The sequence below is a fragment of the Desulfogranum mediterraneum DSM 13871 genome (assembly GCF_000429965.1).
Taxonomy (GTDB): Bacteria; Desulfobacterota; Desulfobulbia; order Desulfobulbales; family Desulfobulbaceae; genus Desulfogranum; species Desulfogranum mediterraneum.
This window is the reverse complement of the sequence record NZ_AUCW01000007.1, coordinates 1-23,892: the sequence shown is the minus strand read 5'-3', so window position 1 is coordinate 23,892 and position 23,892 is coordinate 1. Positions and strand designations below refer to the sequence as shown.

24 protein-coding genes and 2 rRNA genes are annotated in these 23,892 nt (G+C 59.7%); 16 read left to right on the top strand and 10 right to left on the bottom strand.

Features of this window, described 5'->3' with window-relative positions:
* Positions 1–70: 70 nt before the first annotated feature.
* The 4 genes from G494_RS0103240 to G494_RS0103225 all read right to left on the bottom strand — a co-directional run bounded on the left by G494_RS0103240 (position 71) and on the right by G494_RS0103225 (position 3,488).
* On the bottom strand, positions 71–556 hold the full coding sequence (locus G494_RS0103240) for an Hsp20/alpha crystallin family protein (protein ID WP_035245340.1): 486 nt from the start codon (positions 554–556) through the stop codon (positions 71–73).
* Positions 557–922: 366 nt separating this feature from the next.
* Entirely contained in the window at positions 923–1,708 is a 786-nt protein-coding gene (gene recO / locus G494_RS0103235) for a DNA repair protein RecO (protein ID WP_028583378.1), read from the bottom strand.
* On the bottom strand, positions 1,705–2,490 hold the full coding sequence (locus G494_RS25045) for a helix-turn-helix domain-containing protein (RefSeq protein ID WP_051305334.1): 786 nt from the start codon (positions 2,488–2,490) through the stop codon (positions 1,705–1,707). Before G494_RS25045 ends, recO begins: the two co-directional genes overlap by 4 nt.
* A 23-nt stretch (positions 2,491–2,513) precedes the next feature.
* The gene (locus tag G494_RS0103225; RefSeq protein ID WP_084456334.1) at positions 2,514–3,488 is read right to left on the bottom strand and encodes a peptidylprolyl isomerase; all 975 of its coding nucleotides are present in this window, start codon (positions 3,486–3,488) and stop codon (positions 2,514–2,516) included.
* Between the two features lie 278 nt (positions 3,489–3,766).
* Between G494_RS0103225 and G494_RS0103220 the strand changes: the two genes are divergently transcribed.
* The 10 genes from G494_RS0103220 to G494_RS0103175 all read left to right on the top strand — a co-directional run bounded on the left by G494_RS0103220 (position 3,767) and on the right by G494_RS0103175 (position 11,391).
* On the top strand, positions 3,767–4,120 hold the full coding sequence (locus G494_RS0103220; RefSeq protein WP_028583376.1) for a flagellar basal body rod C-terminal domain-containing protein: 354 nt from the start codon (positions 3,767–3,769) through the stop codon (positions 4,118–4,120).
* 413 nt (positions 4,121–4,533) lie between these two features.
* Positions 4,534–5,025 carry a TlpA disulfide reductase family protein gene (locus tag G494_RS0103215; protein ID WP_028583375.1) on the top strand — a complete coding sequence of 164 codons (492 nt, stop codon included), beginning with the start codon at positions 4,534–4,536 and terminating at the stop codon, positions 5,023–5,025.
* A 119-nt stretch (positions 5,026–5,144) separates the two neighbouring features.
* Complete coding sequence (gene extJ / locus G494_RS0103210) at positions 5,145–5,345, top strand: selenite/tellurite reduction operon protein ExtJ (protein ID WP_028583374.1); 201 nt, start codon at positions 5,145–5,147, stop codon at positions 5,343–5,345.
* A 91-nt stretch (positions 5,346–5,436) separates the two neighbouring features.
* Positions 5,437–6,252, top strand: coding sequence for an undecaprenyl-diphosphate phosphatase (locus tag G494_RS0103205; RefSeq protein ID WP_028583373.1), 816 nt, complete (start codon positions 5,437–5,439; stop codon positions 6,250–6,252).
* Positions 6,253–6,324: 72 nt separating this feature from the next.
* Entirely contained in the window at positions 6,325–7,017 is a 693-nt protein-coding gene (locus tag G494_RS0103200; RefSeq protein WP_035245337.1) for a class I SAM-dependent methyltransferase, read from the top strand.
* 84 nt (positions 7,018–7,101) lie between these two features.
* Positions 7,102–7,767: a precorrin-2 dehydrogenase/sirohydrochlorin ferrochelatase family protein gene (locus G494_RS21670; RefSeq protein WP_051305333.1), complete on the top strand. Its 666-nt coding sequence runs from the start codon at positions 7,102–7,104 to the stop codon at positions 7,765–7,767.
* Positions 7,764–8,582, top strand: a complete 819-nt coding sequence (gene ccsB, locus G494_RS0103190; RefSeq protein WP_028583371.1) for a c-type cytochrome biogenesis protein CcsB — start codon at positions 7,764–7,766, stop codon at positions 8,580–8,582. The genes G494_RS21670 and ccsB overlap by 4 nt, the downstream gene beginning before the upstream one ends.
* Positions 8,572–9,852 carry a glutamyl-tRNA reductase gene (gene hemA / locus G494_RS0103185; protein WP_028583370.1) on the top strand — a complete coding sequence of 427 codons (1,281 nt, stop codon included), beginning with the start codon at positions 8,572–8,574 and terminating at the stop codon, positions 9,850–9,852. Before ccsB ends, hemA begins: the two co-directional genes overlap by 11 nt.
* Positions 9,852–10,355 (top strand): hypothetical protein, encoded by a 504-nt coding sequence (locus G494_RS21665; RefSeq protein WP_035245336.1) that lies wholly within the window; start codon positions 9,852–9,854, stop codon positions 10,353–10,355. Before hemA ends, G494_RS21665 begins: the two co-directional genes overlap by 1 nt.
* A 61-nt stretch (positions 10,356–10,416) precedes the next feature.
* Entirely contained in the window at positions 10,417–11,391 is a 975-nt protein-coding gene (locus G494_RS0103175) for a Gfo/Idh/MocA family protein (RefSeq protein ID WP_028583369.1), read from the top strand.
* 60 nt (positions 11,392–11,451) lie between these two features.
* On the opposite strand, the gene G494_RS0103170 is transcribed toward G494_RS0103175, so the two are convergent.
* The 3 genes from G494_RS0103170 to G494_RS0103160 form a co-directional block, all read right to left on the bottom strand.
* Positions 11,452–12,741: an IMP cyclohydrolase gene (locus G494_RS0103170; protein ID WP_028583368.1), complete on the bottom strand. Its 1,290-nt coding sequence runs from the start codon at positions 12,739–12,741 to the stop codon at positions 11,452–11,454.
* Between the two features lie 170 nt (positions 12,742–12,911).
* Complete coding sequence (locus tag G494_RS0103165; protein ID WP_028583367.1) at positions 12,912–13,922, bottom strand: NTP transferase domain-containing protein; 1,011 nt, start codon at positions 13,920–13,922, stop codon at positions 12,912–12,914.
* A gap of 63 nt (positions 13,923–13,985) precedes the next feature.
* Positions 13,986–14,933: a helix-turn-helix transcriptional regulator gene (locus G494_RS0103160; protein ID WP_028583366.1), complete on the bottom strand. Its 948-nt coding sequence runs from the start codon at positions 14,931–14,933 to the stop codon at positions 13,986–13,988.
* Positions 14,934–15,020: 87 nt separating this feature from the next.
* On the opposite strand from G494_RS0103160, the gene G494_RS0103155 reads away from it, so the two are divergent.
* From G494_RS0103155 to G494_RS25040, 5 genes are all read left to right on the top strand, one after another.
* Positions 15,021–15,362, top strand: coding sequence for a hypothetical protein (locus tag G494_RS0103155; protein ID WP_028583365.1), 342 nt, complete (start codon positions 15,021–15,023; stop codon positions 15,360–15,362).
* A 319-nt stretch (positions 15,363–15,681) separates the two neighbouring features.
* Positions 15,682–16,605: a homocysteine S-methyltransferase family protein gene (locus G494_RS0103150; RefSeq protein ID WP_028583364.1), complete on the top strand. Its 924-nt coding sequence runs from the start codon at positions 15,682–15,684 to the stop codon at positions 16,603–16,605.
* Positions 16,602–19,052 (top strand): methionine synthase, encoded by a 2,451-nt coding sequence (locus tag G494_RS0103145; RefSeq protein ID WP_028583363.1) that lies wholly within the window; start codon positions 16,602–16,604, stop codon positions 19,050–19,052. The genes G494_RS0103150 and G494_RS0103145 overlap by 4 nt, the downstream gene beginning before the upstream one ends.
* A gap of 2 nt (positions 19,053–19,054) precedes the next feature.
* A complete protein-coding gene (locus G494_RS0103140) occupies positions 19,055–19,234 on the top strand; it encodes a rubredoxin (protein ID WP_035245334.1) in 180 nt (59 codons plus the stop codon).
* Between the two features lie 66 nt (positions 19,235–19,300).
* Positions 19,301–20,479: a trypsin-like peptidase domain-containing protein gene (locus G494_RS25040; RefSeq protein WP_028583361.1), complete on the top strand. Its 1,179-nt coding sequence runs from the start codon at positions 19,301–19,303 to the stop codon at positions 20,477–20,479.
* Position 20,480: 1 nt separating this feature from the next.
* Here G494_RS25040 and G494_RS0103130 read toward each other — a convergent pair whose 3' ends face one another.
* Positions 20,481–22,535 (bottom strand): hypothetical protein, encoded by a 2,055-nt coding sequence (locus G494_RS0103130; RefSeq protein ID WP_028583360.1) that lies wholly within the window; start codon positions 22,533–22,535, stop codon positions 20,481–20,483.
* A gap of 48 nt (positions 22,536–22,583) precedes the next feature.
* Here G494_RS0103130 and G494_RS27115 point away from each other — a divergent pair, with 48 nt between their 5' ends.
* Positions 22,584–23,270: an RluA family pseudouridine synthase gene (locus G494_RS27115; RefSeq protein ID WP_161629929.1), complete on the top strand. Its 687-nt coding sequence runs from the start codon at positions 22,584–22,586 to the stop codon at positions 23,268–23,270.
* Between the two features lie 322 nt (positions 23,271–23,592).
* Here the strand turns inward: G494_RS27115 and rrf are convergent.
* Both rrf and G494_RS0103115 read right to left on the bottom strand, forming a co-directional pair.
* Positions 23,593–23,709: ribosomal RNA gene (gene rrf / locus G494_RS0103120) — 5S ribosomal RNA — on the bottom strand.
* 58 nt (positions 23,710–23,767) lie between these two features.
* A 23S ribosomal RNA gene (locus G494_RS0103115) occupies positions 23,768–23,892 on the bottom strand; the annotation flags it as partial.

The window sequence follows — 23,892 nt, the reverse complement described above, 5'->3', positions numbered from 1 at the left end:
GGGGACAGCATGACTCCCCTGCTGCTCCCCTGGCCGCAGTCAGGGGGGCGGCTGGCCCCGGGATTTCTCCTCAGCTGATGGTGATCTTTTTCTGTTTGCCTGTCTTGGACTTGGGAAGGCGAATTTCCAGGACCCCGTCCTTGAACGAGGCCTTGGCCTTTTCACTGTTGACTTCTTCCGGGAGTCGAAATCTGCGGCAAAAGGAACCGTAGCGGCGTTCCAGCCGGTGATAATCCTTTCGTTCCACCTTCTCCTCCTGCTTCTTCTCTCCGGAGATGGTCACCGTGTTGTCGCTGATGGAGACCTGGACCTCCTCCTTCTTGATGCCCGGCATCTCTGCCTTGATTACCAGCTCATCTTTTTCTGCAAAGATATCCACAGAAGGTGACATCCCGTCCATCCCGGCCAGATCAAATCCAGGCCAGGAGACGGCCGGGGACAGGGCAAAGGGGTGCCGAAAGAAACGGTCGAAATAGCGTTCCATCTCCTCAAAGGGGCCGGCAGGGTGGGTTGCTTCCTTGCGGATCAAGTCGGTGGATTCTTCTTTCTTGGCCATGATTATGCCTCCTTTTGGCTTAAGAGTCGGTGGGATCTGCATAAAAAAAATCGAGCCGCCTCTAAAAAAAACGGGAGTCCGCTATCCCGTACGGGAGCACGGCTATCCCCGGAGAGATCTGAGGCTTTTCCTTCCTGCCTTTCTAGCAGGTCTGCCTCTGTCTGCTCTTCTCGTTTAACGATAGGTCAGGCAGGTGAGCGATGTCAACCACAAGTCCGGGAAGGGGGGAAGGGCAGGCTCGAATAGAGCCAGCGGCCAGGGGAGGGGGGGCGTGGCAAGCCGTCTCCGGAGGGCTGGAGCAGGGGGATGCCTTGAAAAACCGGCCCGACTCCCCTGGCAAGGCTCTGGCCAGGCTCTGGATTTAGCTCAACCCTGGACGAGTCCCGATGTTCTGCCAGTCGAGTTCAGCAGGGGCTTCCAGGAGTGGATCTCCTGCTGGAGCAGATAGCGGCTGTAGTGGTAGAGCGCGGCCAGGGACTCCCGGGCGGCATTGTCGGGTAACTGGAGCCGGTGGAGGTGCTCCAGGCTGTCCTGCTGGGCCTTGTTCAAAAACTTGAGGGTCTGCAGGGATATCTGCCGGGCAAAGAACGACTCCCTCCCCTGGTGACAGCGGTTGCAGAGCAGGGTGCCGTTACCGGCCAGGAGGCTGTAGCGGTGTCCCGGACCCACCGGCAGCAGGCAGTGGCTGCAGTGGCTCAGTTCCGGTTGATAGCCTACGGTCTGGAGCAGCCTGAGGTGGAACAGGGCGCAGACCCTGAGCGGTCGTTCTCCGCTGTCCAGGCCGGCCAGGGCCCAGTGGAGCAGGCAATAGAGTTTTTGTTCAGGGTCTTTTTCTTTGCTAAAACGGAGGACCAGTTCGCAGAGGTAGATGGCCCCGAGGTAGCGCGGGTAGGAGTGGCGCAGAGAGAGGAAGGCCTGTTCCAGTTCAGCTCCGCAGATAAAGAGCAGGCTGCTGGTTCGTGATGGTCTGTAGTGGAGCCGGATCCGGGAAAAGGGTTCCAGCTTGTTGACAAAGCGTTTCAGGCTGCGCTTGGCCCCCTTGGCTATCCCGGTCACCTTGCCCAACTCCTCGCTGTAGAGGGTGACCAGTCGGTCTGATTCGCCGTGATCGGTGGTGGTCAGTACCAGGCAGCTGCTCCAGGCGCTGTTCATTCCGGGGGCTGAGCCTTGTTCAACTGCAGCAGCAGGCCGTCCCTGAGGTCCTCCGGGTAGTTGAGGGGGCGACCGTTGAGGGTCAGCGCGGCATTGACCGGCGGCGAGAGGTTGAGCAGCAGCCGCTCGCTGGCCTGCCACTGGGCCTGTTGGTCCCGCTGAAAGACCCGGCGGCGGCTCTCTTCTCCATCGACGGTAATTTCCACCTCGATATCTCCGTTGAAGCGGGCCTGGAGCAGCAGCCGATCGGCCTCCACCCTGTGGATCCGTGGCTGGCCGGCCTGGCTGAAGGCCTCCATCACCTGCGAGGAGAGACTGATGGTCTTGTCGGTGAAATAGGCAAAGGGGTTCCAGGAGGTGTAGATGCAGAAGCCGGTCAGGGAGATGATGATGACGGCAAAGAGGAGGGCTGCAGCGGTCACCGAGGGGATGTGGGCCGGTTCTGCAAATTTTTTTGGAGCCTGGGAGTAGCCGCTGAAGATCTTTTTGGCGGAGCGGCCGGGCCTGTGGTGCCGGTTGCGTTCGGCGAAAAAACGTTCCACCACCTGGGGGGCGTCAAGTCCGAGGAACTCTGCGTAGAAGCTCAGCTGGCCCCGGATAAAGGTGTCGGCCGGAAGCTGTTCGTAATCAAGCTCTTCCAGGGCGGTCAGGTTGCTCAGCGACACCTTGGTGGCCGCTGAGACCTCTTGGAGGGAGATCCCCCTTGCCTGGCGAAGGTTACGGAGTTGGCTGCCGACACTCTCCTCTTCCGCCGCTGGAGGGCTGTTCTCGTTGATGCGCATGGTTTCTGCAGATTGATCTGGATTTAGAGTATCTTGATGTAGGCCTTGTCCTTAATACCTTTTATCCATTCCTGGTAGCGGCTTTGCATCTCCTGTTCATAGAGGGTCTCCCGGATTTCTTCTTTAACCGATTCGTAGGGAACCTTGGTGATGATCTGCCCCTCCTGCCTGGAGAGGAGCGAGAAGATCTGAAAACCGGAAGGGGTCTCCACCACCTGGCTGACCTCGCCGGGCTGCAGCTCGATCACCGCGTTGCGCATAAAGGGGGCCATCTCGTTTTTCTGAAAGATTCCCAGGTCACCGCCGTCGGCGGCAGAGGGCAGTTCAGAATAGTTGCGGGCCAACTCTTTGAAATTCTCCCCTTCAAGCGCCAGCTTGCGGACCTTCAGGATCCTGGTCTCTGCCTCTTCCCTGGCACCCGGACCTGCCGTCTGTTTCCAGGAGGTCCCGATCTGGAGGATATAGTAGCCGCCGCTGCCGACCTGCTGGGTATAGTTCTGGTCGTAGAAGTCGATGATCTTTTCTTCCGGGATGATGACCTTGAAACGGACCTCGTAATTGACCAGTTTGGAGCGGAGAATCTGACCGTGAAGATCCTGGCGATACTGTTTTTCATCCATGCCGATGGTCGCAAGCTCTCCCAGGAAGGTCTCCCGGGAGATCCGGTTCTTGGCAAGAATCCGTTCTATGGCCCTGTCCACCTCCTGGTCGCTGACCGTGATCTTTAACCGTTCCGCCTCCTGAAGAAGGAGCTTCTGGTCGACGAGCTTGTTGATCAGCGATGAGCGGATTTGGGCCAGAACTTGATCCAACTGCTCAGGAGGCACCTCTGCAGCCGCCTTGCGGAACAGCTGTTGACCGATCTCATTGACTTCGGAGAGGGTGATGATATCTTGATTGACAATGGCTACACTGCGATCAACGAGTTCTGCCCGGCAGAGCAGGGGCAGGCTGAGCAGCAGGCAGCAGAGGGAAAGAAAAAAAGTACGCAAAGTCATAGCAGAACAGGGGGGATCCTTTGGCGGATCGGCAGAGGGTGGCTGTCTGTTGTTCAGATAGTTGAATACAGGGGTGGTTGCGGTTGCTTGAGATCGTAAAAGGACTCAATTCTCCCCATAACTATCTAATCGTTCCCGGGTAAAGGCGCAATATTTTTTGGCGAAAAGCATATCATGGTCGGCTGAGCCGACTCAGCCGGGAGGTGCCACGATGTCGGCATGAAATTTGCTTCGTTTACCGGTATCGCAACCAACTATTTTTTTGGGGAGAAGAACGGATGATTTCAGCCACCCACAGTGCCCTTTCCGGGCTCCGGGCCGTGAGCACCGCAGTGGAGCAGAACGCTCATAATACAGCCAACCTCAACACCGCGGGTTTTAAAAAAGGACGTACCCTCTTCAGCGAACAGCCGACCGGCGGGGTCCGGGCAAGCAGCCAGCGGGTCGATACCCCTGGGCCTGCTGTGGCCGAGCAGACGGCCCGCGGGGTCGAGCTGGTGGAACAGTCCAACGTTGATTTGGTGGAGGAGATTCCCAAGCTGATGGTCAACACCCACAGCTATAGCGCCAACCTGAAGACCCTTCAGGCGGCCGACGAAATGACGGGCCATCTCCTCGATACCCTGGGCTGAATCCAGCCCCTTGCCTGATGGTCCCTCTTTGTAATCGTGATGGTAATCGTGATTGTAGTCGTGATTACCTCTTGGTAATTGCAGTTTCATGAAAGGTCTTTCCCAAAGGGCTTGACCTGCCGGAGTGCTCTCCGCCTGTCGACGCAATCCCTTGGCCCTGCTCTCCTGATATGGTACTGTTGCTCCCTGTCAAGCAAGAAACCGGCTCCAAAGCCGGCTGAATCGCGGATTATCGGCTAGCCTCGGCCCATGTTGGCCCCCAGTCGCCCTGCTGTCGGCCGCGCTGGCAGGTCTGGGGGCCGGCTCGCAGCTGGCTGGGAGACCGGGCCTTCCCGAGTTGGAGCGAATGCGCCCCCTCCTGACAATCCCCTCAAGTGAGCCTCTCCTCCCATCAAGCCTGCAAGGAAGAAGCTATGAAACGCCTCCGTTGTCTCCTCCTGACCATCCTGCTTCTGGCCACCGGTTCTTCCGCGGCCGTACCCCTGTTTGCCGCAGATGCGATGCCACCCTTCTCTCTGCCCTCGGCCCTTGATGGCCGTCTGCTCAACAGTGAGCTCTACGCAGGCAAGGTCCTGTTGGTGAACTTCTTTGCCACCTGGTGCGCTCCCTGTCGGCGGGAGATTCCCATCCTGAAGCGGCTCCATCAACAGTATGAAGAGCAGGGCTTCAGCGTGATCGGTCTTTCCCTTGATGAAGGGGGGCCTCAGCTGGTGGCCAAGTTGATCGCAGCGGAACAGCTGAGCTATCCCGTGGTGATGGCTGATCGGGCCACTGCCAGGGCATTCGGCGGCGTCGTTGGTTTTCCCACCTCTTTTCTGGTCAACAGGGCCGGCCATATCATTCGTAGATATTCAGAATTTGCGCCCCGATCTCTCTTGGAAAAAGATATTAAATCAGCCCTTTAAGTCGTTGTTGTTTGCCCTGGACCGTGGCTTTCTTGTTGACAGTTCGGCCATTTTCCCGTATTTTCCTCAGCCAAGAGGTAGGGAAGTCCACATATATCTTATTTACTACGGAGGTTTCGATGAAAAAAATTGTATCTGCCCTGATGGTTACCGCCTTTGTTCTGAGCGCCGGCGCTGTTTTTGCTGCCAAAGTTACCTGTACTGTAGACGCTGTAGACGGCGACAAGGTCACCATGACCTGCAAGAAGGCCGACAAGCTGAAAGCCGGCGACAAGGTATCTGTAAAAGCCAAGAAGAAGAAAGCCATCGAAGGTTGCTAACAGCCCCTGCGTGTTCAGCTGCTTTTCCGAGCGGGCCGATGTCTCATCGACCCGCTCTTTTTTTGTCCACCAGTTTGAGTGACAGGGTCCCATGGAGTTTATAAAAGCGATTGTACTGGGTATTGTTCAGGGCTTGACCGAGTTCCTGCCGATCTCCTCTTCCGGCCACCTGGTCATCGGCTCCGAGTTGTTGAACTTTCATGACCCGGGCATCTCCTTTGAGGTCTTCCTTCACCTGGGTACCCTGATTGCGGTGGTCATCGCCTTTCATAGCGACCTGCAGGCCATGGTCGCGGCCCTCTTTTCCTCCAGGCGCCAGCGGCAGGCGGATCCGGAACTCAACCGGGCCTTTCTCTGGAACTGCTATATCATCCTGGCCACCTTGCCCGCCGTGGTGGTCGGCCTCTTTCTCAAGGACCATATCGAACGGATCTTTGATAATATCCTGGTCACCTTCACCATGCTGGCCTTCACCGGCCTGATCATGGTCATTACCACCAAACTGCCCAGGGGGAAAGGTGGTCTGAGCGGCTCACGGGCCGTGCTTATCGGCACGGCCCAGGCCATGGCCATCCTGCCGGGTCTGTCGCGCAGCGGTTCCACCATCTTTACCGGCATGGCCCTGGGGGTGCAGCGGGAGACCGCGGCCCGCTTTTCCTTTATCATGTCCATCCCCGCCATTCTGGGAGCGGCGGTGTTGAAACTGGGTGACCTCCTGTCCTCGCCGCTCAGCCAGGGCCAGGCGTGGCAGCTGCTGGTGGGCACTGCGGCCTCGGTTATTTCTGGATATTTTGCCATTATTGTATTAATGCAGGTTGTTCGCCGGGGCAGACTGCACTGGTTCGGTTACTACTGTTTTTGCCTATCGGCAGCAGGCTTTCTCTGGTATTTTTTCAGGGGCGCCTGAGCTGCCCTTTGGTCCGGTCATCGGCCGGACTCTTTTCCTGTTCTTTTTTTGAGAGACAACGTGTTCTAAGCTATGGATCCGCAAACGCTGCCAGCTAAAGAGCTGGCCATATACGAGAAGATCAAGAGTCAGTTCAAGGTGGCCTTTGAGCCGCTCACCGTTCAACAGCATCGTTTAAACCTGCTGAAGTATACCGACCTGGAAGAGATCCTTGACGGTAAAGATCCGTTTAAAAATCCTTCGGAGTTTCCGGTCTGGATTCGTCTCTGGGAGTCAGCGATCGTCTTGGCCGATTTTCTGGCCGACCAGCAGCCCAAGCCCGGGACCACCATGCTCGAACTGGGCGCAGGCCTGGGGGCCACCGGCCTGGTGGCGGCTGCAGCAGGGTTTGAGGTGACTCTGAGCGATTATGAGGAGCGCATCCTCGAGTTCCAGCAGATCAATGCGGCCGCCAGCGGCCTCACCGGGGTCCGTTTTAAGCTCTTGGACTGGTTGCAGCCCACGGCCCTGGAGCAGTATGATGTGATCATCGGTTCGGAGATCCTCTATCGGGAGGATTTTTTGGAGCCGCTGCTGGCGATCTTTCAACAGGCCCTCAAGCCGGGCGGGGTTATCTTTCTTGCCCATGATGAAGGGCGGCAGAATGTGGCTCCCTTTCTTCGGCTGGCCGAAGAGACCTTTTCCATCGGCATGACCCGGCGTAAGCTGAAGAGTCTGGACAAAGATAAGGTCATCCTCCTGACCCGCCTGAAGAGGCGAGACTAGCCAGCGGGGCGGGCTGCTCTCCTGACCTGCCTCGGCAGGGTAGATTTCGTTCCATGGTGGCCCCATATTCAGCTCAGGTGACACGTGTATCCCCTCTGTCTCGATATCAAGGATAAGCTCTGTGTGGTGGTGGGCGGTGGTGCGGTGGCCGAACGCAAGGTCCGCAGTCTGCTTGAACACGCTGCCCGGGTGCGGCTTGTCAGCCCCCAGGTCACACCCTATCTTCAGGAGCAGGCGGGCCTTGCCAGGATCCAGTGGCTGAAGAGGGGCTATGCCGCTCAGGATCTTGCCGGGGCCCTGCTGGTCTTTGCCGCCACGGCAAGCCGTGAGGTCCAGGAGGCGGTTCAGCGGGACGCTGTCCGGCACAACCTGCTGCTCAACATCGCCGATGACCCCAATGGCTGCGGCTTTCACGTCCCGGCCGTCATCAGGCGCGGTGATCTCACCCTGGCCATCTCCACCAACGGCAAGAGCCCGGCAGTGGCTGCCATGCTGAAAAAAGAACTGGAAGGCGTGGTTGGTGAGGAGTATGGCATCCTCCTGGAACTCGTCGCCCTGGTGCGCGCCGGGGTGGTCAAGGGCGATGCCCGGCAGCAGCAGAAAAGAATTTTATTTAAGAAACTCCTTCATCGGGATATAATCAGCTGGATCAGAGAGGGCCGGTGGTCTCTGGTGGAAGCCCACTTTACCAGGGTCCTGGGAGAAACGACGGCGATTGACTGGGCGACCTTTAGGCAGGATAAAACATGAGCTTTGTACTATTTCAGATCAGCTGTATCGTCTACCTGCTGTCCACTGCCACCTACATGGTCTATTTCTTTTCCGAGAAAAAACAGATCCGGCAGCTGGCCAGGCAGGTCTTTTTTGTTGCTGCTGCCCTCCATACCCTGAATATCCTCTTCCGCTACCTGGAAGCCGGCCACACGCCCATCACCAGCCACCACGAGACCATCTCCTTTTTCGCCTGGGCAACGGCCTGGAGTTATCTCTCCTTCCGCTGGCGCTATACCGTAAAAAATCTCGGTACCTTTGTCAGCATGCTGGTGGTGCTGTTGATGCTGGTCGCGGCCTTCTCCTCCCGGGAGATCATACCCCTCTCCCCGGTCCTCCAATCCTGGTGGCTGCCGGTGCATGCCTCCATAACCCTGGTGGCCTACGCCTTCCTGGCCCTCTCCTGTATCGGCGGCTTGATGTACCTGCTCCAGGAACGGGAGATCAAACAGAAACGCTTCGGCCTGTTCTACTCGCGGCTGCCCTCGCTGGAGGTCCTGGATAAACTCAATCATCACTGCCTCAGTGCAGGTTTTCCTCTGCTTACTCTGGGGCTGGTTACCGGTATCCTCTGGGCCAAGCAGGCCTGGGGGGCCTACTGGCATTGGGATCCCAAGGAAACCTGGTCCCTGGTGACCTGGTTTCTCTATGCCGGGGTGATGCATCAACGATTCACCATCGGCTGGCGTGGTCGGCGGGCCGCCATGATCAGCATCATTGCCTTTGTCTCTGCCATGTTTACCCTCTGGGGAGTATCCTTTCTCATGAAAGGGGTTCATACCTATGCCTCGTGATACCATCGTTCTTCTGGGGGTCAATCATAAGACCACCCCGCTGGCTGTACGGGAAAAAATGGCCCTCTCCGGCGGCTATCAGGAACCCTTGACCGCCCTGGGAGGTTTGGAGGCGCTGAAGGAGTTTTATCTGCTCTCCACCTGCAATCGGGTGGAGGTGCTCTTTACCTGCAGGGATGCCGGAGTGGCTGCCCAACAGGTACTTGAACTGCTCTTTGCCGGTGCGGTCGGCTCCCGGGAACTGGAGCAGTATATCTACCAGTACCAGGATGACGCCGCCATCGAGCATCTCTTTCTGGTGGCCTCCAGCCTGGACTCCATGATCGTCGGCGAGGCCCAGATTCTTGGACAGCTCAAGGAGGCCTATCGTCATGCCGCCGAGCTCCGCTGCAGCGGTTTTATCCTCAACAAACTGCTCCACAAGGCCTTTTCCGTGGCCAAACGGGTACGAACCGAGACCAGGATCGGTGCCAGTGCGGTCTCCATCAGCTATGCGGCCGTGGAGCTGGCCAGGAAGATCTTTGGAGATCTGGCTGACAAGAAGGTGCTCCTGGTCGGTGCCGGTGAGATGGCGGAGCTGGCTGCAGAACATCTGGTCGGCCAGGTGGCCGAGGTGATTGTCGCCAACCGGACCCTGTCCCGGGCGGTCACCCTGGCCCGTTGCTTCAACGGTCATGCCGTGGCCCTGGAGGAGCTGCTGGAGCAGCTGGAGCAGGTGGATATCGTGATCAGCTCCACCGGAGCAGCCGATCTGATCCTCCATAAGGAGGAGGTGCGCACCGTGATGCGGGAACGACGCAACCGCCCCCTGTTCTTCATCGATATCGCCGTGCCCAGGGACCTGGACAGCGCCATCAACGAGCTGGACAACGTCTATCTCTACGACATCGATGATCTGAAGAATGTGGTGGAGATGAACAAGAGCGAGCGTGATCGGGAGGCGATCAAGGCCGAGCGGATCGTTGACGAGGAACTGCTCAAGTTTAACCGCTGGCTGGCAAATCAGGTGGCCACCCCGACCATCCGGGAGCTGCGCGAGCTGGTGGACCAGGTGGTGCGGATGGAGTGCGACAAGACCCTCAGCCGGCTGTCCGAGGTCTCGGAACAGGAGTGCCAGGCCATCGAGAAGATGGGAGCCGCCATTGCCAACAAGATTCTCCACCATCCCATGCAGTACCTCAAGGCCGACCACCATTGCCTCAGCCGCAACGAGCGGATCACCACGGTGCGTTCCCTCTTTGAGCTGGACAACAGGGCGGAGAAACGCTGATGCTCAGCGATGAGCGTCCCCTGATCCTGGAGGAGGAGTACCTCATCGTTCGCCACTCCGGGGAGATCCCGGAGGTGGCCCTCCACTCCAGCCTCCACTACCTCTGCCAGGATCCGGAAGGGCCGCAGATGCTCTTAAGCGGGGAAGAGCTGGATGCCTTGCACGGGGCGGTGCTGGAACGCTACCTGGAGATGATCCTGCGTGATCTCACTCCGGCCAACCGCTCTCTCTCCCTCTTTCGGGGGGTGGAGCGGGCCATCATCAACTGGGATCGGTTCCAGCTCTTTTCCAGGCGGCTGGAGGGAGATGCCAGGGCCCATATCCCCACCGTGGCCAAAGCCTTTGTCGGCTTGGTGGAGCAGGAGTGGGCTGAGCGTCGCATAGACCAGACCACCCCGGGAATGAACTGTAACCCGGAGGCGGTGCTTCACTTTATCGAGGAGCTGGGACTTGGCGAGCAGGCCTTGCCGCCGGATTGGCGGCGTCTCTGCCGGGATCGCTGAAACCAGGACAACTCTATCATCCCAACAGGGCAGTTACTGCCACAGCAGGGGAGGGCAGATCATGGCAAGGAGAGCAGGAAAAAGGGTACGAGTCGGTCTCATCGGTTCGGGCAAACACGGCAGTCGTTATGCACGTCACCTCCTTGCGGACTGTCCCGGCCTGGAGCTGGCAGCCATCAGCCGTCGCTCACCGTCCGGAGCCGAGCAGGCCAGGCAATGGCAGTGCGGCTATTACCCCAACTGGCAGGAGCTGGTGGCGGATCCCCGGATAGATGCGGTGATTGCGGTGGTGCCGCCCACCCTCAATCTTGCCATCGCCCGGGCCTGTGCCGGGTTGCGGAAACCGCTGCTTGTGGAAAAACCCCTGGCCGGCTCCCTGGCCGATGCCCAGGAGATCGTTGCCCTGAGCAACCGGAACCTGGTGCTGACCGTGGGCCAGACCCTGCGCTACAACAGTGTTATCCAGGCCCTCCAGGAAGAGCTCTGGCGGATCGGTCGTCTCTACAGCTTTTCCGCCAACCAGCGGCTGGAACCCACCAGCCTGGCCTGGCATGAAGATCCGGCCATGGCCGGGGCCGGGGTCAGCTTTCACACCGCTGTCCATGTCTTCGATGCCCTGCGTACCATCACCGGTCTGGAGGTGGTCAGGGTCTCGGCCCTGAGCCGTAACCATGGCGAGGCGCTGCTGGAGAATCTCCTGGCCGTGCTGGTGGAGATGGAGTACGGAGTGGTGGGTACCGTGGACTGCTCCAAGGTGGGGGCGGCCCGTTCCGGCCTGTTTGAGTTTGTGGGTGAGCAGGCCCAGCTCAGGGGTGAGCAGATCTACAACAGCTGTGAGCTGATCCAGGGCCAGGAGATCACGGACTTGAGTCCTCCCCAGGCCGTGAGCACCATTGTACCGCTGCTTCGGGATTGGGAGGCCTTTCTCTGCCATGGCGGCAACAATCCGGTCCCCGGCCCCGAGGGGCTGGCAGCGGTTCGGATCTGCACCGCCTGCCTGAGATCCGCCCGGGAGGGCGCCTGGGTCACCCTCTGAGCCTCCCTTATTGCCGCAAGTGGGCCGGGGCTGCCTTCTCAAGCCGCCCCGGCCGCCCCATCAGTGTTTGAAGGAGCGCTGACCGGTGAACATCATCGCCACCTGGGGATCGGCCTGGTTGCAGGCCTCGATCGATTCAAAATCCCGCATGGAGCCTCCTGGCTGGAGGATGGCACCGATCCCCTCCTTGATCCCCACGTCCACCCCGTCCCGGAAGGGGAAGAAGGCATCTGAGATCATCACCGATCCCGGCAGGTTGCCCCGCTCTGCCGCGACCTTGGCATCAATCTCCTCAAGCAGCTGTGGAGCCTGTTTTCCCTGGGCCACCTGCAGGGCCAGCTCGGGATAGGGAATCCCGTGTCGGTCAAAACAGGTGATGTCCCCATACTTGGCGTAGGCCTTGTGCACGGCGATCTCCGCCACTCCTACCCTGTCCTGCTCTCCTGTCCCGATGCTGACCGTACAACCGTCCTTGACATAGATAACCGAGTTGGAGGTGACCCCATGTTCGATGGCCCAGCCAAAGAGCATGTCTGCGATCTCCGCCTCGCTGGGCTGGCGTTCACAGCGATAGCTCACACCCTTGCGTACAGTTTCGGCCGGGAGGAGATCTTCGCGGCTGCGGATGGTGTTGATGGCCGACTGCTGGACGATGATGCCGCCGTCGATCAATGACTTGAAGTCCAGAAAGCGGTACTGCTCAAAATCCGTCAGCCGCTCGATTCCGGCCATCCGAATGACCCGCAGGTTTTTCCGGCGAGCCAGGATCTCCAGGACCCCCTCTTCAAAATCAGGGGCACAGACCACCTCCAGGTAGTTCTCCGCCATCAGGGCGGCGGTCTCCCGATCCAGGGGGCGGCTGGTGACCACGGCCCCGCCAAAGGCAGCCAGGCGATCGGCCCGGTTGGCCTTGGTGTAGGCCTCGGCCAGGGAACCGCCGATGGCGGCGCCACAGGGGTTGGTGTGCTTGAGGATCACCGCTGCCGGCTGATCCACCAGATACTTGATGATGTTGAGGCCGTTGTCCACATCGGTGAGGTTGATTTTGCCCGGGTGCTTGCCCACCTGGACCATGTCTTCCACGGTGATGCCGCTGACCAGGCCGTTGCCGGGGTTGATGAAGGCACACTCCCCCAGGACCAGGTTGCCGTTGGTCAGCTCATACATGGCTGCCTCCTGGTTGGGGTTTTCGCCGTAGCGCAGGCCCCGCTCCTCACTGCTGCCGTCGGCGGTGGGGATGTCCCAGGTCTTCTTGCGGTAGACCAGGGTCTGGCCGTCAAAGCTGATGGTCATCTCCATGGGAAACGAATCGCCCAGGATGGAAGAGTATATTTTTTTGGTGTTACTCATGGTTGATCTACTCCGTTTATGTTGCCGAAAAAGAAAAGGACCTGGCCGGTGGCGGCCTGGCGGCGGCCCATGGCGGCTGGCCCTTGAAAAGATGCCTGACTCTACCCGTTCAGGGCCCTTTGACAAAGGAAAAAGCGTGGGCCCGGATCCCCCCTGGCGGGCTGGCTGGTTCAGCTCACCCGATGGATCAGTGGAGGAACCCGTTCCCGGGCCCCCAGGGAACAGTTCTCCAGCACCGCATAGGCCCCCACAACGGCGTCGTCTCCCAGGTGACAGTCATGGAGCACCGCTCCCCTGGAGAGGATGCAGCCGCGGCCGATGGTGGTGGAGCCCGTGAGCTGGACCCCGGCATGGAGTAGGGCCTCGCCTGCAAAGCTGCAGCTGGGAGCAATCAGGGTGCTTGCCGGATCGAGCATGGTGATCCCATCGAGCATCAGCCTGCGGTTATGACGGGCCTGGAGCTCCTCTTGGGCCTGGGCAAGTTCCACCCGCGAGTTCACCCCCAGGACATCGATGGCCCGGTCGTGGCTGAAGTTCTGCACCAGGGCCCCCTGGTTGACGGCAATGGCGATGATGTCGGTGAGGTAGACCTCGCCCTGGCTGTTTTCCGTGCCCACCTGTTGCAGGGCGCTGAAGAGAAACTCCCTGCGCACCAGGTAGATGCCGGCATTGATGTCCCGGATCTCCTGTTCCGCCGGACTGGCATCCTTCTGTTCGACGATACGCAGTACCTGCTGCTCTCCATCCATGATGATTCGGCCGTAGCCAAAGGGGTCCGCCAGGCGGGTGGTCATCAGGGTGACGGCAGCCTTCTGCTGCAGATGGGTCGCTATCATGGCCTCCAGCGTCCGGTGGCCGATCAGGGGGGTATCTCCGCAGAGGATCAGGACATGCTCCGCCCCCTGGCAGGCCTGCTCGGCACAGAGGACCGCATGGCCGGTGCCCAGCTGCTCTTCCTGGATCACCGGGGTGATCTGATAGCCTTCCAGGGAGTGGAGCACCCGCTGCCCCTGATGGCCGATGATCACGGCACAGCCTCTGACCGGCAGCTGGTCGATGGTATCGAGTACATGGTGGACCATGGGCTGGAAAAAGACCTCATGGAGTACCTTGGCACGGTCGGATTTCATCCGGGTGCCCTTGCCGGCGGCAAGGACCACGGCGCTAATCGCAGGGAGCATTACTCTCTCCTTCAAATTTTTTTAGGGTAAGGGGGGCGTCTTGGCCCAGTGGGGGCCATCTTTTCAGGGTGTGGTCTCCAGGGTATAGCGCTCGCTCATTTTGGCCAACTCGGCACTGATCTTTCGGCGGAAGCGGGCCGGCCGGATCACCTCGGCCTGGCTGCCGAACTGGAGGACCTTCATCATCACCTCCCGCTCATCGGCCACCGGCAGGGTGAGCTGCACCCCTTCTGGGATCTCGATCAGCTCCTGCTCGGGGTGCCAGTGCTGGCGGCGGACCGTACGGGCGGCATGGCCGCTGAAGCGCAGGGTCACGGTTCCTATGGGTGCGCCCTTGAAGATCCCGAACACGCCGGTCAGGGAGCTGTCGTCTGCTGCCATGGCGTGGCTGGTCTGGTCCTTGAGGGCCTGGGCCGTGTTGATCCGGGAGAGCTGAAACAGCCGCCTTGCTCTCCGGAGATGACACCAGGCATAGAGATACCAGCGGCCCTGATAGTGGAGCAGTTTCAAGGGGTCCAGGGTCCGTTGGGGCGTATCCGGTGAGCCGTCGGCATAGCTGATGCTCAGCTGCAGCCGGTCCAGCAGGCCCGTGAGCACGGACTGGAAGACGGTGTTGTCCACAGGCTCGGTCTCGATCCACTCGCAGTGGATATACTGCTCCAGGTTCTTTTTTCCCGGAAAGGCCAGGGCGCCCAGTTTCTGCTGGAGCTGGGAAAGCTCCGGCAGCTGTTCCAGGCCCAGTTCGCCGGCAATGGTGCTCAGGATACCTAAAAAGACCATGATCTCGGCGCTCTCCTCAAAGGGGAGTCGGAAATTCTCCTGGCTATAATAGTAGCCGGTGTGCTGCGGGCTGTAGGCCAGGGGGGCGAGCAGCCGGTCCCGGAGATAGTTGATATCCCGGTGGGCCGTGGCGGTCGAGACCTCAAACTCTGCAGCCAGGTCGCTGGCATTGGGGTAGCTGGCTTCCTGTATCCGGGAGTGAAAGAAGTAAATGCGTTCGAGCAGGCTCATGATCCTTTGAAAAAAAGTAGGGGTTAGTCACTATATGACAAACCTCCCCTGGTAGAGTCAAGAAAAACGACCAGCAGGAGGTATGGTATGCAGTTTAAAGTGATTATCAGGCGGGCAATGTTTATCTTTGGAGGTATCGTCAATGGCAAGGCCCAGTTGCAGTCGGTGCGCTTCCTCAGTGACACCATGATGCAGGAGCAGAACACGGTGCTTCTGGTCAAGGAGCAGGGAAGCGTGGATTTCTTTCTCAGCGGCTCGGTGCCGGTGGCCCGGGTCTCTGCCGACCAGTTTACCTGTCTGGCCGCGGCTGCCCGATTCTTTGGCCATCTGCCGGGCAGCAGGTGCAGCCTGCCCATCTGGTTCGGTGCCGATACCCTGGAGATGGAGCCGCCGGCTGCGGTGGGCGAGGCTGAGTTGATCTGCTCCTGAACTCCGCCGGCTCCCGCTCAGCAAGCCGCCAACAGGCCGCTTGCTCTCCCTTGACCAGGGTCCACTGTCGGCCACCAGGGCCAGGGGCGCGATTTATCGCTGCGAACAGCCTGTTTTTTCGGGGTTGAGCTGGTGTTCTTGGTGAAAAAATGATAAACAGCGCTTTCGCGTTGCCAGCTGTTGTCCTGGGCAGCGTTCCGCTCGGCAGGCCTGGGGCAGGGATCGTTTTTTCCCGCCCCGGAGAGCCGGCAGGAAGAGGAGACTAGCCGCACCCAGCCGGGTGTGATCACCATAGAGCATAGTGTAGAGAAAGGAAGTAATGAAACCCACGGATCACGACCTACTTATTTTAGATGGTGCCTGCGGCACCAACCTCCAGGAGATGGAGATCCCCGAGGAGGCCTGGGAGGGCAGCGAGGGCTGCAACGAGCTGCTCAACAGCACCGCTCCCGAGTCCATCATCCAGTTGCATCGCGGCTTTGTCGAGGCCGGTGCCATGGTGATCGAAACCAACACCTTCGGGGCCTCCAGGATCGTCCTGGAGGAGTATGGTCTGGAGGATCGGGTAGAGGAACTCAACCAGGCCGGGGTGGCCTGTGCCCGCGCGGCCATTGACGGCAAGGCCGATGTCTATGTCGGCGGTTCGGTGGGACCGGGAACCAAGCTGCCCTCCCTGGGCCACATCGAGGTAGAGGATCTGGCCCGGGCCCAGGAGCAGCACATTCGTTCCCTGGTGGAGGCCGGGGTGGATCTGCTCATCATCGAGACCTGCCAGGACCTGCTGCAGATCAAGGTGGCCATGACCAGCTGCTTCTCCATCCTGGAAGAGCTGGGTCGCGATATCCCGGTCATGGGCTCGGTCACCATAGAGCGTACCGGCACCATGCTGGTGGGGACCGACATTGCTGCTGCGGCCGTGACCTTTGAACCCTTTCCCCTCTTCTCCTTTGGCCTCAACTGTGCCACCGGACCGGCGGAGATGGAGTCGCATCTGCGCTACCTCAGCCGCAACTGGCCGGGACGGATCTCCTGTGTGCCCAACCAGGGGCTGCCCGAGGTGGTGGACGGCAAGACCTGTTATCCCCTTACGCCTGAGCAGTATGGCCAGGATATGAAACGCTTTGTCACCGAGTTCGGGGTCAGCGTGGTGGGGGGTTGCTGCGGCACCACCCCGGCCCATACCCGGGAGCTGGTCCGGGCCCTTGACGGGGTCACACCCGGGGCCAGGGAGGTGATCTCATGAAGCCATCGGTATCCAGCCTCTATCAGGCCGTGGAACTGCAGCAGGAGATCCCGCCCCTGCTCATCGGCGAGCGGGCCAACTCCAACGGTTCCAAAAAATTCCGGGAGTTGCTTCTGGCCGATGATTTTGAGGCCTGCCTCAAGATCGCCCAGGAGCAGGAGAGCAAGGGGGCCCATATCATCGATCTTTGCACCGCCTATGCCGGCCGGGATGAACTGGCCGATCTGACCAGGCTGGTGAAGATGTGCGTCAGTTCGCTCAAGGCGCCCATCATGATCGACTCCACCACGCCCGAGTGCATCGAGGCCTGCCTCAGGCTCTACCCTGGTCGTTGTGTGATCAACTCCATCAACCTGGAGGACGGTGGCCACAACATCAGGCGGATCTGTCAGGCGGCCAAGCGCTATGGGGCGGCGGTGGTTGCCCTGACCATCGATGAGCAGGGTATGGCCATGACTGCCGAGGACAAGCTGAGGATCGCCAAGGCCATCTATGCCATTGCCGTGGACGAGTTTAAGCTGCGTCCCTCAGACCTGCTCTTCGACTGCCTGACCTTTACCGTGGGTTCGGGTGACGAGAAGCTCCGAGACGCCGCCATCCAGACCCTGGAGGGCATCCGCCTGATCAAGAGGGAGTTGCCCGGCTGTCTGACGGTCCTGGGGCTGAGCAATATCTCCTTTGGCCTGGCGCCCAAGGCCCGGCGGATCCTGAACTCGGTCTTCCTCCATCAGGCAGTGGAGGCGGGCCTGGATGCCGCCATCGTGGATGCGGCCAAGATCCTGCCCCTGGCCCGAATCTCCCAGGAGGATCGGGAGGTCTGTCTGGATCTGCTCTACGATCGGGATGGAGAGGGAGAGGGCAAGCCCCTGATGCGTTTTATCGACTACTTCTCCGATCGAAATGTCGGGGAAGAGGATGAGGCAGAGGCGGTGAAGAGGACCCCTGAAGAACAGCTCTTTCTCCAGGTGGTCAACGGTAACAAGGATGAGGTGGGGGATGTCCTGCCGGTGCTGATGGAGCGCTTTGCCCCCCTGGATATCATCAATCAGATCCTGGTCCCTGCCATGCGCCACGTGGGCGAGCTCTTTGGCAAGGGAGAGATCCTGCTCCCCTTTGTCCTCCAGTCCGCCGAGGTCATGAAGAGGGCGGTGAGCTTTCTTGAACCCTTTATGGAGCGGATCGAGGACGAGCACACCACCAGGATCCTTTTGGCCACGGTCCAGGGGGATGTCCATGATATCGGTAAGAACCTGGTGGATATCATCCTTTCCAACAACGGCTATACGGTCTATAATATCGGCATCAAGGTCGGTGCAGAGACCATCATCGAGAAGGCCAGGGAGCTTAAGCCGGACCTGATCGGCCTAAGCGGCCTGCTGGTCAAGTCCGCCATTGTCATGCAGGAATCCATGGCCCAGTACCGTGAGGCAGGGCTGGATATTCCGATCCTCCTCGGGGGGGCGGCCCTGACCCCGAAGTTTGTTGCCGAATCCTGTGTCCCCAACTATGGCGGCCCGGTGGTCTACTGCAGCGACGCCTTTGCCGGGCTCAGGGCGGTTCGGGAGCATGAGGAGGGCACCCTCGTGTCCACGGTCTTTGATCCGGCCGTGGTGGGGGAACCGCTTAAGCCCGGGCGTAAAGAGCGTTCCATCAGCCGGACGAACCCGGTGCCGGAGCCCCCCTTCCTGGGACAGCGTTATGTGGAGGAGCTGGATCCGGAGCTGCTCTTTCCCCTGGTCAACACCCAGGCCCTCTTCCGGGGCCGTTGGGGCTATCGCCGGGCCAAGATGGGGGCTGAGGAATACCGCCAACTGATCAGCGAGCAGGTGGAGCCGATCTATCAGGGCCTGATCCGGCGCAGTCTGGATGAGGGGTTGATCCGGCCCAAGGTCTCCTATGGCTACTTTCCCTGCTATGCCCAGGAGGAGACCGTGATGGTGGAGGTGGAGGGGAGCCTCCATCCCTTTGCCTTCCCCCGTCAGCAGGAACAGCCCCACCTCTGCATCGCCGATTACTTCAAGACCCGGGAGGAGGGGGGGGATATTGCCGGCTTCTTCATCGTCACCATTGGCGAGCGGATGGGCCAGGAAACCGCCCGACTCTACGAGGCGGACCGCTACCATGACTATCTGATGCTCCATGGCTTCAGTGTGGAGGTGACCGATGCCCTGGCCGAGTACTGGCACGGGGTGATGCGCAGCGAGTTGGGGATCGCTGGTGCCGACCCCACGGCCGGCGGCTCACTGGTCAGCCAGAATTATCAGGGCTCCCGCTATGGCTTCGGCTATCCGGCCTGTCCGGACATGGAGGTACATAAGCCTCTGTTTTCCTTTCTTAAACCGGAAAAGATCGGGGTCAGCCTGACCGAGAATATGCAGATGGTGCCGGAGCAGACCACCTCGGCCATTGTGGTCCACCACCCCCAGGCCAAATATTTTGCGGTATAATGATGAAATCCAGTGAAGTGAGGGAGCAGTATATCTGCATCAACTGCGGCTATCTCTATGACCCGAGCCAGGGGGATGGGATGAACTCGATCCCGCCGGGCATTTCCTTTGAGGAGCTGCCCCGGGCCTGGGTCTGTCCCCTCTGTTATGCCAGCAGGGATGACTTCGATCCCCTGGATTAGCAGGAAGGGTCAGGGGCGGGCAGGGAAGTCGCGCAGGGAAGTCGCGCAGGCGAGAAGGTGGAAGCTATGAAGTGTCCCAAATGCGGTTTTGTCCAGCCCAGATCCCCGGAGTGCAGCCAGTGCGGGATCTTCATCGATAAGTATCTGGCGGCCCAGGCCAGGAAAGAAGAGCTGCGTCAGGCAGCGGCTGACCAGCCGGTTGGCCGTTCTTTTCCACTCATGAGCCTGGTCGGTCTGCTTGCTGTGGTGGCTGCGGCCGGATGGTGGTTGCTCGGCCTCCGAACTGCACCCGTGCCCCAGGAGGTTGCCCCTGAGCTGGCTGTGGTGGAGAAGATCCAGGCAGGGGGGAGGGCAGACCAGGGGCCTGGCGGTCAGCCGACCCGGAGCAGCGAGCAACTGAGCCCGGTGGAGAGTGCGCCAGGCGATGGCCTGGCAGGACAGTTGGCCACGAGCTTCGGGGTGAGCAACGCCATCGAGGCGGCTCGAAATGCAACGGTTTCCATCGTCACCCCCTGGGGCAGTGGTTCCGGTTTTTTCATCGATCCCCACGGGACCATCATCACCAACCGCCATGTGGTGGAGTATGATCCGGCCTCGCTGGAGCGGTTGATAGCAAGGGCCAGGGAGCTGAAGCAGCAACTGGACACCGAACGTCATTCCCTGGACCTGGTCCGGAGGCAGTTGGGGCAGATTCGGGAGCAGGAGTTCAGGGCCCAGCTCAAACGCAACCTGCGCCTGAGGGAAAAACGCTATGCCGAGTACTTCCAGCGCTACACCGGAATGGAGGAGCAGATTGCCACCATCCAGGAGGGTGATTTCCTCCAGCAGGGAAGCGTGGAACTGATCGATGGCAGTGCCTACCAGGTGGACTCGGTCCAGCTGAGTCCGGGCTCGGATCTGGCCATGGTCTCCATCTCCGTCTATAACTCTCCCTTTCTCCAGCCTGCAGCCAGCCGGGAGTACCTGGAGCAGGGCAAGACCGTCTACACCATCGGTAGCCCCTCGGGGCTGCGCCACACCATCACCTCCGGGATCATCTCCGGCTTTCGTAGGTTTAAAGAGCAGCCGCTGATCCAGATCGATGCTCCCATCAACCCGGGAAACTCGGGCGGTCCCCTTATCAATGATCAGGGCCAGGTCCTGGGAGTCAATACCATGATCATCAGCAACACCGAGGGGATCGGCTTTGCCATCCCCTTTGCCCAGGTGGCGGCAGATTTTCCCGGCAGTGTGAGCGCAGAGTAGCTCAGCCCTCTTCCTGGGCTGCGCTCAGGGGCACCAGGACCTGGGCAAAGATCAAGCGTTCCACCAGCTGCTGTTGTCGGCGGAGTGCCTCCGGAGGAGCCTCCTGCCCGAGACTCTCCAGGTAGTCGTGCACAGATCCGCCCCTCTCAAAAAAACGGAGTGTGGCCCGATAGCTGGCATGGGGCAGGGCCATAATCTGCCGGTCAAGGAAGAGGAAGACCGTTCTCTGGTAGCCTTTGAGGCAGCCGCCCTCTCTGTTCAGGCGCTGAAAGAGGCCCTGGATATCCAGGTAGTCATGCTGATGCAGACGGTAGCGTTGGGGGGCAAGCTGGTAGCGAGCACTCCCGGCAGGCTCTCGGCCGGGCGGCGGAGAGGGCTGGGCCTGGAGCCGCTCCTTGGCCAGGCTGAAGCTCAGCAGGTCCGGCAGGAAGGTCAGCCCTGCGGAGGCAGGATCCTTGAGCAGTCGCTGGACCGCGTCCTCCAGGAGGGAGGAGAGGGGGATGGGGTTGAAGAAGGCAGCCTGCCGGCTCCCTGCCTGTTCCGGGGAGTGGGCCTCGAAGGCTTCATTGCTGGTCCCTCCAAGCTGATCGTTGATGACCTGCTCCAATACCGTGAGCCAGTGGCAGTCGGTGCTAAAAAAGAGCAGCTGGAAGAGTTCGTGGTGACGGCTCTCTATCAACTCCAGGCTTTGGAGCAGGGCCTCGGTGCAGAGCCGTTGCTGGGCACTGATCCCTTCCGGGATATAGAAACAGAGGTTATCCACCGGAAAGGGATAGAGCGTCTGGTTATCGATGGCTGTTTTCTGCTCCAGAAAGGTTGCATAGCCAAAAGGATGGGGGAGCTGTTCCTGCCAGTAGAGAGAACCCACATCCGTGGAGAGGTGATCATAGCAGATTCTGATGCTCTGCTCTCCCTCTCGGAAGAGACGATGTTTGAGCCGGTAGATCCCTCTGATCTCTTGCTGGAGCTCTGGATAGCTCTTTTCGGTGGGGTGATAGCGGCTGAAGAACAACTCGATTCTGACCTCTTGATCGAGCTGCCTGGCGATCTGCCGGCAGTTGGCGATCAGGGGCTCGAGTCCGTAGGTGGCATGCCCCTTGATCAGGCTGCGGTTGCTGTCATCTATCACCTCCGGTGAGAACTCGATAACGGGTCGTGAGCTTGCACTGTACTTGAAGGCCCCCCCATAGGCTGCCATGAAGGACTCATCCAGCAGGTGCCAGGCACCGTAGTTCAGGCAAAAGTGGTGGCGTAGCCCATCCTCTGCGGCGATCCGCTCAAAGAGGCGGACGATGAAGTCCAGGTCATTTTCGTAGCAGATGTAGATACTGTCAGTGTACTCCTTGAGGCGCTGCAGGTCGGCGATGATGGCCCCCAGGGAACGCTGAACCGGCTGGTGCCGGCTGGAGTGGTTACGGAAGGCCTGGCGGCTGCCGCCGCAGTAGCGGCAGTTAAAGACGCAGCCCCGACCGATAAAGAGAGGAAATCCCAGCTTGGAGTTGATCTTTTCCAGATAGAGCGGCCAGTCGTGGAGCAGATCGAGCCTGGCAAAGGAGATGGAGTCCAGGGTATCCCGGTCGATCAGCCACTGGCCGCTGCTGCGACAGATAGCCGGTCCTTGGCGATAGCTGAGGTTGGCAATGGTTGCAGGTTCAGCCCCCTGAAGCAGTTGGAGCAGCGGTTGCTCCGGGTCGCCATGGATCAGATAGTCGATATCAGGTCGGGCCAGGAGGAGTTCGTGGCCAAAGTGGCTGGCGCTGAAACCTCCCACCAGGGTGACCGTCTCCCGGCTCCAGCCACGGACGATCTCCAGGGCCTGCTCCATGCCATGGACGGTCTCCTGCCAGTGAAAGAGCAGGGCCACGTGGCTGGGCTGAAACGCGGACAGTCGCTCCAGGAGGCGTTCTGCGACCTGGGGTTGGGGGTAGAGGGCCGGGTTGAAGAGTTGACTGGCGATCTGGTGTTGCTCCAGAAAGTCGCAGACCCCAAAGGCTCCCATGGGAATATAAAAGAAGTAGGGGCTGGCTGCATTGATGATCAGGAGTCGTGGGCGCATGGTAGCAAAGATGAGACAAGGCGTAGAGGCAGAGGGAGAGAGAAGACAGTGACAACAGGGAATTGCTTGATCACCGACACCATCGAAAACACTATACCAGTTCTCTACCAGGACAACCATCTTCTTGTGGTCAATAAACCCAGGGGCATGCTGGTCCAGGGCGACCGGACCGGGGACCGGGACCTCCTCACCATCTGCAAACAGTATATCAAGGAGCGCTACCGTAAGCCGGGCAAGGTCTTCCTCGGCCTGGTCCACCGGCTGGATCGCCCGGTATCCGGGGTGATCGTGTTGGCCAGGACCTCCAAGGCTGCAGCCAGGCTCTCTGCCCAGATCCGTGAACGGCGGGTGACCAAGAATTATCTGGCCCTGGTGGCAGGGGTGGTTCCGGAGCAGGGCGACTGGCGGGACCGGATGTCACGTCGAGGTCCCCAGGCCGTGATGGACCCGGCCGGCAAAGAGGCCAGGCTACATTTTCAGAGAGAGGCTGCAGGGGCACAAACCTCCCTGGTCCGCATTACCCTGATCACCGGCCGCCACCACCAGATTCGTCTCCAGTTTGCCGACCGGGGCTTTCCCCTGTTGGGTGATTTCAGGTATGGCGGCAGCCGGTCGTTTACACCGGGAGGGATTGCCCTCCATGCGGCCTCATTTTCCTGCCTCCACCCCACAAGCAAGGAAGAGTTGACCTTCACCTTTCCTCCGGATGAGATCTGGCAGGAGCAGCTGTTTTAGGCGGATCTGAAGGGGTGGCCCGCTGGCTGCTGCCACGGGGATAAAAGGGGAAAAAGAGGGGGACGGTAAAGGCTGGGCAAGGTTGGACCATTAAAGTGGACCACCTTGTAGCTGAGTAGCGAGCCTGGCGGGCAGGGCAGGGCAGAATAGGCAGGATAGGGAATCCGGCTGACCCTGCGGTGACTGCGGTGACTGCGGTGAAATAGGCAGTGGGGCTTGGCCTTGGCCGGGAGTCTGCCCGGCAGCTGGAAAAGGACCGGATTCAAAACCCCAAAAAAAAAGCTCCAATCATCAATGATGATTGGAGCTTTTTCTATAAAAGAATCGGCAACGACCTACTCTCCCACACAGTCACCCATGCAGTACCATCGGCGCTGAAGAGCTTAACTTCCGTGTTCGGAATGGGAACGGGTGGAGCCTCTTCGCTATGGTCACCGATATATCAAAAAACTGTGACAATTAAAGTAGCAGGGTAAATACTTTGTTTAAAAAAGGATATGGTTAAGCCTCACGGCTAATTAGTATCGGTTAGCTCCATGCATTACTGCACTTCCACACCCGACCTATCAACGTTGTAGTCTCCAACGAGCCTTGAGGTATCTTAAGATACGGGATATCTCAT

Bases quoted from the DNA above. Each gene is read 5' to 3' on its own strand.
- G494_RS0103240 (WP_035245340.1), bottom strand. From the start codon at position 556: ATGGCCAAGAAAGAAGAATCCACCGACTTGATCCGCAAGGAAGCAACC.
- recO (WP_028583378.1), bottom strand. From the start codon at position 1,708: ATGAACAGCGCCTGGAGCAGCTGCCTGGTACTGACCACCACCGATCAC.
- G494_RS25045 (WP_051305334.1), bottom strand. From the start codon at position 2,490: ATGCGCATCAACGAGAACAGCCCTCCAGCGGCGGAAGAGGAGAGTGTC.
- G494_RS0103225 (WP_084456334.1), bottom strand. From the start codon at position 3,488: ATGACTTTGCGTACTTTTTTTCTTTCCCTCTGCTGCCTGCTGCTCAGC.
- G494_RS0103220 (WP_028583376.1), top strand. From the start codon at position 3,767: ATGATTTCAGCCACCCACAGTGCCCTTTCCGGGCTCCGGGCCGTGAGC.
- G494_RS0103215 (WP_028583375.1), top strand. From the start codon at position 4,534: ATGAAACGCCTCCGTTGTCTCCTCCTGACCATCCTGCTTCTGGCCACC.
- extJ (WP_028583374.1), top strand. From the start codon at position 5,145: ATGAAAAAAATTGTATCTGCCCTGATGGTTACCGCCTTTGTTCTGAGC.
- G494_RS0103205 (WP_028583373.1), top strand. From the start codon at position 5,437: ATGGAGTTTATAAAAGCGATTGTACTGGGTATTGTTCAGGGCTTGACC.
- G494_RS0103200 (WP_035245337.1), top strand. From the start codon at position 6,325: ATGGATCCGCAAACGCTGCCAGCTAAAGAGCTGGCCATATACGAGAAG.
- ccsB (WP_028583371.1), top strand. From the start codon at position 7,764: ATGAGCTTTGTACTATTTCAGATCAGCTGTATCGTCTACCTGCTGTCC.
- hemA (WP_028583370.1), top strand. From the start codon at position 8,572: ATGCCTCGTGATACCATCGTTCTTCTGGGGGTCAATCATAAGACCACC.
- G494_RS21665 (WP_035245336.1), top strand. From the start codon at position 9,852: ATGCTCAGCGATGAGCGTCCCCTGATCCTGGAGGAGGAGTACCTCATC.
- G494_RS0103175 (WP_028583369.1), top strand. From the start codon at position 10,417: ATGGCAAGGAGAGCAGGAAAAAGGGTACGAGTCGGTCTCATCGGTTCG.
- G494_RS0103170 (WP_028583368.1), bottom strand. From the start codon at position 12,741: ATGAGTAACACCAAAAAAATATACTCTTCCATCCTGGGCGATTCGTTT.
- G494_RS0103165 (WP_028583367.1), bottom strand. From the start codon at position 13,922: ATGCTCCCTGCGATTAGCGCCGTGGTCCTTGCCGCCGGCAAGGGCACC.
- G494_RS0103160 (WP_028583366.1), bottom strand. From the start codon at position 14,933: ATGAGCCTGCTCGAACGCATTTACTTCTTTCACTCCCGGATACAGGAA.
- G494_RS0103155 (WP_028583365.1), top strand. From the start codon at position 15,021: ATGCAGTTTAAAGTGATTATCAGGCGGGCAATGTTTATCTTTGGAGGT.
- G494_RS0103150 (WP_028583364.1), top strand. From the start codon at position 15,682: ATGAAACCCACGGATCACGACCTACTTATTTTAGATGGTGCCTGCGGC.
- G494_RS0103145 (WP_028583363.1), top strand. From the start codon at position 16,602: ATGAAGCCATCGGTATCCAGCCTCTATCAGGCCGTGGAACTGCAGCAG.
- G494_RS0103140 (WP_035245334.1), top strand. From the start codon at position 19,055: ATGAAATCCAGTGAAGTGAGGGAGCAGTATATCTGCATCAACTGCGGC.
- G494_RS25040 (WP_028583361.1), top strand. From the start codon at position 19,301: ATGAAGTGTCCCAAATGCGGTTTTGTCCAGCCCAGATCCCCGGAGTGC.
- G494_RS0103130 (WP_028583360.1), bottom strand. From the start codon at position 22,535: ATGCGCCCACGACTCCTGATCATCAATGCAGCCAGCCCCTACTTCTTT.